Source organism: Oceanicola granulosus HTCC2516, assembly GCF_000153305.1.
Classification (GTDB): domain Bacteria; phylum Pseudomonadota; class Alphaproteobacteria; order Rhodobacterales; family Rhodobacteraceae; genus Oceanicola; species Oceanicola granulosus.
The window spans coordinates 2582725-2592724 of record NZ_CH724107.1; the positions used below are offsets into that span (position 1 = coordinate 2582725).

Here is a 10000-nt window from a genome sequence, read left to right on the forward strand (position 1 = left end):
CGGCCGGTCAGTGCTCCTTCAGCAGCCGCTGCTTCTGGCGCGACCAGTCGCGCTTGGCCTCGGTGGCGCGCTTGTCCTGGGTCTTCTTGCCCTTGGCCGTCGCGACCTTGAGCTTCACGATGCCGCGGTCGTTGAAGTACATCACCAGCGGCACCAGCGTCATGCCCTGGCGCTGGGTGGCGTTCCAGAGCCGGGCGACCTCGCGCTTGCTCGCCAGCAGCTTGCGCCGACGGCGTTCCTCGTGGGGGAACATCGCCTGGGTGTAGGGGGCGATGTAGGCGTTGGTGAGCCAGAGCTCGCCGCCGTCGACCTCGGCGTAACTGTCGGCGATGTTGGACTGGCCGGTGCGCAGCGACTTCACCTCGGAGCCGGTCAGCACGATGCCGACCTCGAGATCGTCCTCGATGGCGTAATCGTAGCGCGCCCGCCGGTTCTCGGCGACCACCTTGTAGTTCTTGTTTCCGTCACTCTTGGCCATCGGCCCCAGATAGGCGCTCGCGCGGGCTGCGTCCAGCGGATGCGCCCTTTTCACCGCCGGGCGGGCGGTGTTCACTCGGCGGCGATGACCCGCCCGCTGATCGACAACGCCACCGCCCGCCGCATCTTCCTCGGCCGCCACCTGCTCTCCGGCGCACCGGCGGGGCCCGCGCGGGGGGACGACCTCGCCGGCGTCGTCGCGGCGCTGGGCTTCGTGCAGGTCGACAGCGTCAACACGCTGGCACGGGCGCACGACCTGATCCTGTGGAGTCGCCGCCAGCGCTACCGGCCCGCGGCGCTGCCGCCGTTGCTCGAGGCGCGGCGGGTGTTCGAGCACTGGACCCACGACGCCGCCATCGTTCCCGTCGAGTTCTTCCCGCACTGGCGGCACAACTTCGCCCGTCACCGCGCCCGCATGGACCGGCGCTGGGCACGCTTGCAGGGGGAGGATTACCGCGCGCGCTTCGACGAGGTGCTGCGACGCGTCGCCGACACCGGCCCCGTCACCGCCGCCGAGGCGCGGGGCGCGGAGGGCGGCAACGGCTCGGGCGGCTGGTGGGAGTGGCATCCGTCGAAGGCGGCGCTGGAGTACCTCTGGCGCGCCGGCGAGCTGTCGATCACCCGGCGCGAGAGCTTCCGCAAGGTCTACGACCTGACCGAGCGGGTGATCCCGCCCGAATGGCTGAACCGGCGCACCGACGAGGCCGAGACGATCGACTGGGCGCTCGACGCGGCGCTCGACCGGCTCGGCTTCGCCACCCCCGGCGAGGCGTGGAAGTTCTTCGACATCGCCCGTCCGGCCGAGGCGGCGGACTGGGCGAAGCGCGGGCTGGCGTCGGGGGCGCTGATCGAGGTCGACATCGAGAGCGCCGACGGCAGCCACCGCCGCGCGCTCGCCCGCCCCGGTCTGCCCGACGAGGCGGCGCCCGAGACCGGCGGGCGGGTGCGGGTGCTGTCGCCGTTCGATCCGGCGCTGCGCGACAGGGCGCGGGCGGAGCGGCTGTTCGGCTTTGCCTACCGCATCGAGATCTTCGTTCCCGCGCCGCAGCGGAGCTACGGCTACTACGTGTTCCCGGTGATGGAGGGCGCGCGGCTGATCGGGCGCATCGACATGAAGCGCGAGGCCGGCCGGCTCGCCGTCGCCGCCTTCTGGCCCGAGCCCGGCGCGCCGCTCGGACGGGGGCGAGAGGCGCGGCTGCGGGCGGAGCTCGAGCGGATCGCGCGGCTCGGCGGGTGCGGCGAGATCGTCTTCGCGCCGGACTGGCGGCGATAACCGTTGCCAGCCGGCGCGCTGGGCGCTAGAGGAGTTTCCTATAGGAAACGGCCCGCGCCGGGAGAGCGCGGACACCCGCCGCCGAAGGAGCAACCGCCCCGGTAAACTCTCAGGCACAAGGGACCGGACGGGCCGCAACACTCCGAAGAGTGGGTCTCTGACCCCGCCGAAGGAGCAAGCCGCAGCACGCGCGGCGAATCTCTCAGGCCCACGACGGAGGGGGCATCGGGTGGCGCGTCGCCGCCCGCAGCGGGAGCATGCCCGATGGCCCACTACGCGATCCTCGGCGCCGGTATCACCGGCGTCACCACCGCCTACGCCCTTCACGCGCGCGGCTACGACGTCACCGTCTACGACCGCCACCGCTACCCGGCAATGGAGACGAGCTTCGCCAACGGCGGTCAGCTCTCCGCCTCCAATTCCGAGACGTGGACCCAGTGGTCGACGGTGCTGAAGGGGCTGCGCTGGATGCTGACGGCCGACGCGCCGCTGTCGGTGAGCCCGGTGCCGTCGTGGCACAAGCTGAGCTGGATGGCCGAATTCCTCGCCGCGATCCCGCGCTACCGCCGCAACACCGTCGCGACGGCGCGCCTGGCCATCGCCGCCCGCACCGGCCTCGCCGAGATGGCGGAGCGCGCGGCGCTCGACTTCGACTTCTCGCGTGCCGGCATCCTGCACTTCTACAAGACCCGCGCCGACTTCGCCCATGCCCGCAAGGTGACGGCGATGCTCGCCGAGGGCGGGCTGGCGCGGCGCGAGCTATCGGCGGACGAGGTGCGCAGGATCGAGCCGCGGCTGCACGGCGACATCCTCGGCGGCTACTGGACCGAGAGCGACAGCACCGGCGACATCCACAAGTTCACCATCGGGCTGGCCCGGTGGCTCGAGGGGCAGGGGGTTCGCTTCCGGCTCGGGACGGAGATCGGCGACGTCGCGGCTGTCGCAGGCGGTGTGCGGGTGGGAGACGCGCTTCACGACGGAATCGTCGTCTGCGCCGGCGTCGGCTCGCGGGCGATCGCGCGGCAGCTCGGCGACCGGGTCAACGTCTACCCGGTGAAGGGCTACTCGATCACCGTCAACCTCGACGACCCGGCGAGCCGGGCCGCCGCGCCGCGGGTGTCGCTGCTCGACGACAAGGCGAAGATCGTCACCTCGCGCCTCGGCGACGGCCGTTTCCGCGTCGCCGGGACGGCCGAGTTCAACGGCACCAACCGCGACATCCGCGCCGACCGGGTCCGTCCGCTGGTGCGGTGGGTGGAGGAGCATTTCCCGGAGGTCTCGACGGAGAGCTGCGTGCCGTGGGCGGGGCTGCGGCAGATGATGCCCGACATGATGCCCCGCGTCGGGCCGGGGCGGCGGGCCGGGGTCTACTACAACACCGGCCACGGCCACCTCGGCTGGACCCTCGGCGCGGCGACGGCCGAGGCGATCGCGACCCGGATCGCGGCCGACGACCCGGTGCGGGCCACCGCCCCGGCCGCACCGCGCAAGGCGGCGTGAGGCCACGAAAAAAGCCCGGGCCAAGGCCCGGGCTGGAGGTGGTCAGGTCTCTGAGGGACTGGCCGGACAGGCACCGGCCGGAGATACACCTGACGGGCAGGGTTCCGAATTCAGATGACGGAGCGGAGGTCGCCGGAGTCGGACATCCGCATGGCGTGGCGGGCGAGCCCGGCGCGCACGTCGGAGGCGTTCATGTCGAGCGGGCCGTTCATCCGGCAGGGGTAGCGGAAGGTCCGGCCGTTGCGCGCGATGTCGACTCGGGCTTCGAAGGCGCCGAGGGCTGCGTTGTAGCGAATATCACCGAAGCTGACGTTGTCCATGTTCTGCTCCTCAAGGGCGGCGTCCGGGGTGGTTGAAGAGAATCCCTCGGCGTCCGATTGATGCAGTAACGCGGAACGCAACCGAAAAGTTTCACCTTATCGGCGGTGGTTGCACATTTTCTCCTTCGGCCTCAGCCGTTGGCGCGCATGGCCTGCGGCGAGCGCAGCTCCGCGCCGATCGCCTGCGCCGCGCCGCGCGGATCGTCGGCCCGCCAGATCGGGCGGCCGACGACCACGTGATCGGCCCCGGCGGCGATGGCGGCGGCGGGCGTGGCGATGCGCTTCTGGTCGCCGAGATCTGCGCCGACGGGGCGCACGCCCGGGGTCACGATCAGCCGGCCTTCCGCCTCGGGAAGTGCCCGGATCCGGCTTGCCTCCTGCGGCGAGGCGATGACGCCGTCGGCCCCCGCCTCGAGCGCCCGCGCGGCGCGCTCGGCGACGATCTCGGAGACGTCGCCGGCGCGGGTCAGGCCGGCGTCGAGGTCGTCGCGGTCGAGCGAGGTCAGCACCGTCACCGCGAGGATCCGCATCCCCGACGCGCCCGCGCCCTCCTTGGCGGCGCGCACCACGTGCGGATCGCCATGCACCGTCAGGAAGTCGAGCTCGAACTGCGCCAGTCCGCGCACCGCCGCCTCGACGGTGGCGCCGATGTCGAACAGCTTCATGTCGAGGAAGATGCGCTTGCCGTGCTCGAGCTTCAGCTCGTTGGCGAGCGCCAGCCCGCCGCCGGTCAGCATGCCGAGACCGATCTTGTAGAAGCCGGCCGCGTCGCCGATCCGCTCCACCAGCTTCAGGCCCGACAGCGCGTCGGGGACGTCGAGGGCGACGATCAGGCGCTCGTCGGCGGTCGGGGCGGTGTGGTCCATGCGGGCGGCTCCTTCGGCTCGCGGCCCCGTCTAAAGCAGCGACAGGGCGGGGCCAAGGTGCTACCTTCCCCCCGGGGAAGTCAGGGAGGCGAGGATGGGGGCGAGGGTCCTGCTGCTGATCGGCACGGGCAAGGGCGTGTTCATCTGCGAGAGCGACGGCGAGCGGCGCGACTGGCGCCTGCGCGGGCCCTATTGCGACACCTGGCCGATCAACCACGTGATCGCCGATCCCGAGACCGGGGCGATCCACGCCGGCGGCGGCAACCTCTGGGCCGGGCTCGACGTCTGGACCTCGCACGACTTCGGCGCCAGCTGGACCCGCTCGGCCGAAGGGATCGCGCCGCTCGACGACGCGCCGATCGACTCGGTCTGGTCGCTGGCGGCGGCGCACGGGGCGCTCTGGGCCGGCACCCGGCCGGCGACGCTGTTCAAGAGCACCGACGGCGGCGCCAGCTTCGCGCCGGTCGAGGGGCTGAGCGCGCACCCTACCCGGCCCGACTGGCCGGCGGGCGGGGCCGGGCTGACGCTGCACCACATCGTCACCGATCCCGGCGACCCCGACCGGCTCTGGGTCGGGATCTCCTCGGCCGGCACCTTCTACAGCGACGATGGCGGCGCGAGCTGGCGCACCCGCAACAATGGCGTGCGGGTGCTGGACTGGCAGACCGGGGAGGAATCCTTTCCCGAGTTCGGCAATTGCGTGCACGGGCTGGCGCTCGCCCCTGGCGGCGCGGTGATGTACCAGCAGGGCCACAACGGCATGTTCGTCAGCGACGACGGCGGCGAGGAGTGGCGGGCGGTGGATGCCGGGCTGCCCTCGACCTTCGGCTTTCCGGTGGCGGTGCATCCGCGCGATCCCGACACCGCCTGGCTGATCCCGCTCAACGGCGACGTGAAGGGCCGCTACATGCCCGACGCCCGCGCCGCGGTCTGGCGCACCCGCGACCGCGGCAACAGCTGGCAGGACCTGCGCAACGGGCTGCCGCAGGAGCATTGCTATGCCGCGGTGCTGCGCCAGGCGCTGGCGCGGGACCGGCTCGACCCGGCGGGGGTGTATTTCGGCACCAACTCAGGCGCGCTCTTTGCCAGCGCCGACGAAGGCGACAGCTGGGCCTGCGTCGCGCGCGACCTGCCGGTGATCCATTCGGTGGAGACGCTGGTGCTCGACTGAGGCCGATGTTGTGTGTGCAACCTTGATCCGGTGGGGGCGATCCCCCACATCCTGCGGGTAGGCCGGACGAGGGGCGCGCTGCCTGGCGGGCGCCCGAAGGGTCCGGTGCTTGAACAAGGAGAAGACCGATGGACTTGGAGAAGTTCACCGAACGCTCGCGCGGCATGGTTCAGGCCGCGCAGACGATCGCGATCCGCGAGACCCACCAGAGACTGACCCCTGAACACGTGCTGAAGGCGCTGATGGACGACCCGGAAGGGCTGGCTTCCAACCTGATCGCCCGTGCCGGCGGCGCGCCCGAGCGGGTGCGCGAGGCGAACGATCTCGCGCTGAGCCGGCTGCCGAAGGTCACCGGCGACGGCGCCCAGGTCTACCTCGACAACGCCACTGCGCGGGTGATGGACGAGGCCGCGAAGCTGGCCACCAAGGCCGGTGACAGCTTCGTGCCGGTCGAGCGCATCCTGACGGCGCTGGCGATCGTGAAGTCGAAGGCGCGCGAGGCGCTGGAGGCCGGCGCGGTGAATGCGCAGGCGCTCAACGCCGCGATCAACGACCTGCGCAAGGGCCGCACCGCCGACAGCGCGAGCGCCGAGCAGCAGTACGAGGCGCTGAGCAAGTATGCCCGCGACCTGACCGAGGCGGCGCGCGAGGGCAAGATCGACCCGATCATCGGGCGCGACGAGGAGATCCGGCGCGCCATGCAGGTGCTGAGCCGGCGTACCAAGAACAACCCCGTGCTGATCGGCGAGCCCGGCGTCGGCAAGACCGCCATCGCCGAGGGCCTGGCGCTGCGCATCGTCAACGGCGACGTGCCCGAGTCCTTGCGCAACAAGCGGCTGCTCGCGCTCGACATGGGCGCGCTGATCGCCGGCGCGAAGTATCGCGGCGAGTTCGAGGAGCGGCTCAAGGCGGTGCTGCAGGAGGTCACCGGCGCGGCCGGCGAGATCATCCTGTTCATCGACGAGATGCACACCCTCGTCGGCGCCGGCAAGACCGACGGCGCGATGGACGCCGCCAACCTGATCAAGCCCGCGCTCGCGCGCGGCGAGCTGCACTGCGTCGGCGCCACCACGCTCGACGAGTACAGGAAGTACGTCGAGAAGGATGCCGCGCTGGCCCGCCGCTTCCAGCCCTTGCAGGTGGACGAGCCGACGGTGCCGGACACGATCTCGATCCTGCGCGGCATCAAGGAGAAGTACGAGCTGCACCACGGCGTGCGGATCTCCGACTCGGCGCTCGTCGCCGCGGCGACGCTGAGCCACCGCTACATCACCGACCGCTTCCTGCCCGACAAGGCGATCGACCTCGTCGACGAGGCGGCGAGCCGGCTGCGGATGGAGGTGGACAGCAAGCCCGAGGAGCTCGACGCGCTGGACCGGCAGATCCTGCAGCTGCAGATCGAGGCCGAGGCGCTCAAGAAGGAGGACGACCAGGCCTCGCGCGACCGGCTCGAGCGGCTTGAGAAGGAGCTGGGCGAGCTGCAGCAGAAGAGCGCCGACATGACCGCCAAGTGGCAGTCGGAGCGCGACAAGCTGGAGAGCAGCCGCGACATGAAGGAGAAGCTGGACCGCGCACGGGCCGAGCTCGAGATCGCCAAGCGGGAGGGCAACCTCGCGAAGGCGGGCGAGCTGTCCTACGGCATCATCCCGCAGCTCGAGAAGCAGCTGGGCGAGGCCGAGGCCGCGGGCGAGGACGACGTGATGGTCGAGGAGGCCGTGCGGCCCGAACAGATCGCCCAGGTCGTCGAGCGCTGGACCGGCATTCCCACGAGCCGCATGCTCGAGGGCGAGCGCGAGAAGCTGCTGCGCATGGAGGATGGCCTGCACCAGCGGGTCATCGGTCAGGACGCCGCCGTGCGGGCCGTCGCCAACGCGGTGCGCCGGGCGCGGGCCGGGCTCAACGACGAGAACCGCCCGCTCGGCTCGTTCCTGTTCCTCGGCCCCACCGGCGTCGGCAAGACCGAGCTGACCAAGGCCGTCGCCGAGTTCCTGTTCGACGACGACAACGCCATGGTGCGCATCGACATGAGCGAGTTCATGGAGAAGCATTCGGTGGCCCGGCTGATCGGCGCGCCCCCGGGCTATGTCGGCTACGACGAGGGCGGGGTGCTGACCGAGGCGGTGCGGCGCCGGCCCTACCAGGTGATCCTGTTCGACGAGGTCGAGAAGGCGCACCCGGACGTGTTCAACGTGCTGCTGCAGGTGCTCGACGACGGCGTGCTCACCGACGGCCAGGGCCACCGGGTCGACTTCAAGCAGACGCTGATCGTGCTGACCTCCAACCTCGGCAGCCAGGCGCTGAGCCAGCTCCCCGACGGCGCTGACGCCGCCCAGGCCAAGCGCGACGTGATGGACGCGGTGCGGGCGCACTTCCGCCCGGAGTTCCTGAACCGCCTGGACGAGACCGTCATCTTCGACCGGCTCGACCGCGAGGACATGGACGGCATCGTCGAGATCCAGCTCGCCCGGCTCAGGAAGCGGCTGGTCGGCCGCAATATCGAGCTGTCCCTCGACGAGGGCGCGCGCAAGTGGCTGGCCGACGAGGGCTACGACCCGGTCTTCGGGGCGCGGCCGCTCAAGCGGGTGATCCAGCGGGCGCTGCAGGATCCGCTGGCCGAGATGCTGCTGGCGGGCGACATCGCCGATGGGGCGGTCGTGCAGGTCAGCGCCGGGGCCGATGGGCTGATCGTCGGCGACAGGGTCGGCGCGAGCAGCCGGCCGCGGCCGGGCGACGCTGTCGTGCACTGACCCGACGTGCACCGGGCGTGCACATGACGTGCACCGAGATGAGGGGGGCGCTCCACGGGGCGCCCCTTTTTTACGTCCTCCTGAGGCCTCGGGCGTTACAGGCTCTTGGCGTCATCGTGACGAGGCCGTGCCGTCGTCCTGCGCTACCTTGGCCGCCAGAAGTGAAGGAGCGATGTAGATGGCACACCGTTGGACCAACAAGCTCGGCGCGGCCGACGTCACGCCGAAGGGCATCTGGATGAACCGCCGCAAGGTGCTGGCGGGTCTGGGGGCTGCCGGGCTCGGGCCGATCGGGGGCAGCGCGGCGGCGCAGGAAGCGCTGGAGCCGAACAGCTTCGAGGACATCACCAGCTACAACAACTTCTACGAATTCGGCACCGGCAAGAACGACCCGGCCCGCAACGCCCACGCGCTCGACCTGTCCGACTGGACCATCGAGGTCGACGGCCTCGTCGACAATCCCGGCCGCTACAGCCTCGCCGAACTGATGGACGGGCTGGAGACGGAGGAACGCATCTACCGGTTCCGGTGCGTCGAGGCGTGGTCGATGGTCGTGCCCTGGAACGGCGTCGAGCTCGCCGACATCCTGGCGCTGCTCGGCGTGCAGGAGAGCGCGCGCTACGTCGCCTTCGAGACGGCGGTGCAGCCCGACAACATGCCCGGCGTGCGCCGGCGCGTGATCCCGTTCCCCTACGTGGAGGGCCTGCGGCTGGACGAGGCGATGCACCCGCTCACCCTGATCGCGACGGGGATCTACGGCGAGCCGATGCCCAGGCAGAACGGCGCGCCGCTGCGGCTGGTGGTGCCGTGGAAGTATGGCTTCAAGTCGATCAAGTCGATCGTGCGGATCAGCCTCGTCGCCGAGGAGCCGCCTGCGACGTGGAACATCATCAACCCGCGCGAGTACGGCTTCTACAGCAACGTCAATCCCTACGTGGACCACCCCCGCTGGAGCCAGGCCAGCGAGCGCGAGATCGGCGGCGGCCTGTTCGCGTCGCGCAAGCCGACGCTGATGTTCAACGGCTACGAGGAAGAGGTGGCGTCGCTCTATGCCTACATGAACCTCGAGGAGCAGTTCTGAGCGATGGCGGCGCGGATCAACCGATGGCTCCGGAGGGTGCCGCCGTGGCTCCTCTATATAGGGGTGGCGCTCTGGGCCGGGTGGCTCTTCTACAACGGCGTCGTCGGGCAGCTCGGGGCCGACCCGGTCGAGGCGCTCGAGCTGGCCTATGGCGATCTCGCGCTGAAGCTGCTGATCGTGGGGCTCGCGGTGACGCCGCTGCGCAAGTGGACGGGGGTGAGCCTGATCCGGTTTCGCCGCGCGATCGGGGTGACGGCGTTCTTCCTGGTGCTGGCGCACTTCCTCGTCTGGGCGGTGCTCGACGTGCAGACGCTCGGGCGGGTCTGGGCCGACATCCTCAAGCGGCCCTACGTGACGATCGGCATGTCGGCCTTCGTGCTGCTGATCCCGCTGGCGGCGACGTCCAACAACTGGAGCGTCAGAAAGCTGGGGCCCGCCTGGCGGCGGCTGCACCGGCTGGCCTACCCGGCGGCGCTGCTGGCGGCGGTGCACTACATCTGGCTGGTGAAGGGCTTCGAGCTGGAGCCCTATATATATGCGGCGCTCATCGGGGCGCTGCTGCTGG

The 10000-nt window shown here is 70.9% G+C and carries 9 protein-coding genes and 2 riboswitches (1 of these 11 cut by a window edge); of the genes, 6 read left to right on the forward strand and 3 right to left on the reverse strand.

What is annotated here, in order from left to right; all coding sequences use genetic code 11:
- Positions 1–7: 7 nt before the first annotated feature.
- The gene (smpB, locus tag OG2516_RS12385; protein ID WP_007256027.1) at positions 8–478 is read right to left on the reverse strand and encodes an SsrA-binding protein SmpB; all 471 of its coding nucleotides are present in this window, start codon (positions 476–478) and stop codon (positions 8–10) included.
- An 84-nt stretch (positions 479–562) separates the two neighbouring features.
- Between smpB and OG2516_RS12390 the strand changes: the two genes are divergently transcribed.
- The gene (locus OG2516_RS12390; protein ID WP_007256028.1) at positions 563–1750 is read left to right on the forward strand and encodes a winged helix-turn-helix domain-containing protein; all 1188 of its coding nucleotides are present in this window, start codon (positions 563–565) and stop codon (positions 1748–1750) included.
- A gap of 57 nt (positions 1751–1807) precedes the next feature.
- A riboswitch (glycine riboswitch) is annotated at positions 1808–1877 on the forward strand.
- Between the two features lie 5 nt (positions 1878–1882).
- Positions 1883–1977: riboswitch (glycine riboswitch) on the forward strand.
- Positions 1978–2014: 37 nt separating this feature from the next.
- Entirely contained in the window at positions 2015–3250 is a 1236-nt protein-coding gene (locus OG2516_RS12395) for a D-amino acid dehydrogenase (protein ID WP_007256029.1), read from the forward strand.
- A gap of 110 nt (positions 3251–3360) precedes the next feature.
- Here the strand turns inward: OG2516_RS12395 and OG2516_RS12400 are convergent, their stop codons facing one another.
- Positions 3361–3570 carry a hypothetical protein gene (locus OG2516_RS12400; protein ID WP_007256030.1) on the reverse strand — a complete coding sequence of 70 codons (210 nt, stop codon included), beginning with the start codon at positions 3568–3570 and terminating at the stop codon, positions 3361–3363.
- Positions 3571–3701: 131 nt separating this feature from the next.
- The gene (pyrF, locus tag OG2516_RS12405; RefSeq protein ID WP_007256031.1) at positions 3702–4436 is read right to left on the reverse strand and encodes an orotidine-5'-phosphate decarboxylase; all 735 of its coding nucleotides are present in this window, start codon (positions 4434–4436) and stop codon (positions 3702–3704) included.
- Between the two features lie 94 nt (positions 4437–4530).
- On the opposite strand from pyrF, the gene OG2516_RS12410 reads away from it, so the two are divergent.
- The 4 genes from OG2516_RS12410 to msrQ all read left to right on the forward strand — a co-directional run.
- On the forward strand, positions 4531–5607 hold the full coding sequence (locus tag OG2516_RS12410) for a WD40/YVTN/BNR-like repeat-containing protein (RefSeq protein ID WP_007256032.1): 1077 nt from the start codon (positions 4531–4533) through the stop codon (positions 5605–5607).
- 128 nt (positions 5608–5735) lie between these two features.
- Positions 5736–8354: an ATP-dependent chaperone ClpB gene (gene clpB / locus OG2516_RS12415; protein WP_007256033.1), complete on the forward strand. Its 2619-nt coding sequence runs from the start codon at positions 5736–5738 to the stop codon at positions 8352–8354.
- Positions 8355–8532: 178 nt separating this feature from the next.
- The gene (gene msrP, locus OG2516_RS12420; RefSeq protein ID WP_007256034.1) at positions 8533–9435 is read left to right on the forward strand and encodes a protein-methionine-sulfoxide reductase catalytic subunit MsrP; all 903 of its coding nucleotides are present in this window, start codon (positions 8533–8535) and stop codon (positions 9433–9435) included.
- A 3-nt stretch (positions 9436–9438) separates the two neighbouring features.
- A protein-coding gene (gene msrQ, locus OG2516_RS12425) for a protein-methionine-sulfoxide reductase heme-binding subunit MsrQ (RefSeq protein ID WP_007256035.1) crosses the window boundary here: on the forward strand, positions 9439–10000 show its 5' portion. 44 nt of this gene lie beyond the right edge of the window; 562 of the gene's 606 nt are visible here — the first part of the coding sequence; its start codon is at positions 9439–9441; its stop codon lies off the right edge, out of view.

What these genes read in the sequence shown, in the direction of transcription:
- OG2516_RS12395 (WP_007256029.1), top strand. Translation starts at nt 2,015, where the DNA reads ATGGCCCACTACGCGATCCTCGGCGCCGGTATCACCGGCGTCACCACC.
- OG2516_RS12410 (WP_007256032.1), top strand. Translation starts at nt 4,531, where the DNA reads ATGGGGGCGAGGGTCCTGCTGCTGATCGGCACGGGCAAGGGCGTGTTC.
- smpB (WP_007256027.1), bottom strand. Translation starts at nt 478, where the DNA reads ATGGCCAAGAGTGACGGAAACAAGAACTACAAGGTGGTCGCCGAGAAC.
- OG2516_RS12400 (WP_007256030.1), bottom strand. Translation starts at nt 3,570, where the DNA reads ATGGACAACGTCAGCTTCGGTGATATTCGCTACAACGCAGCCCTCGGC.
- msrP (WP_007256034.1), top strand. Translation starts at nt 8,533, where the DNA reads ATGGCACACCGTTGGACCAACAAGCTCGGCGCGGCCGACGTCACGCCG.
- OG2516_RS12390 (WP_007256028.1), top strand. Translation starts at nt 563, where the DNA reads ATGACCCGCCCGCTGATCGACAACGCCACCGCCCGCCGCATCTTCCTC.
- clpB (WP_007256033.1), top strand. Translation starts at nt 5,736, where the DNA reads ATGGACTTGGAGAAGTTCACCGAACGCTCGCGCGGCATGGTTCAGGCC.
- pyrF (WP_007256031.1), bottom strand. Translation starts at nt 4,436, where the DNA reads ATGGACCACACCGCCCCGACCGCCGACGAGCGCCTGATCGTCGCCCTC.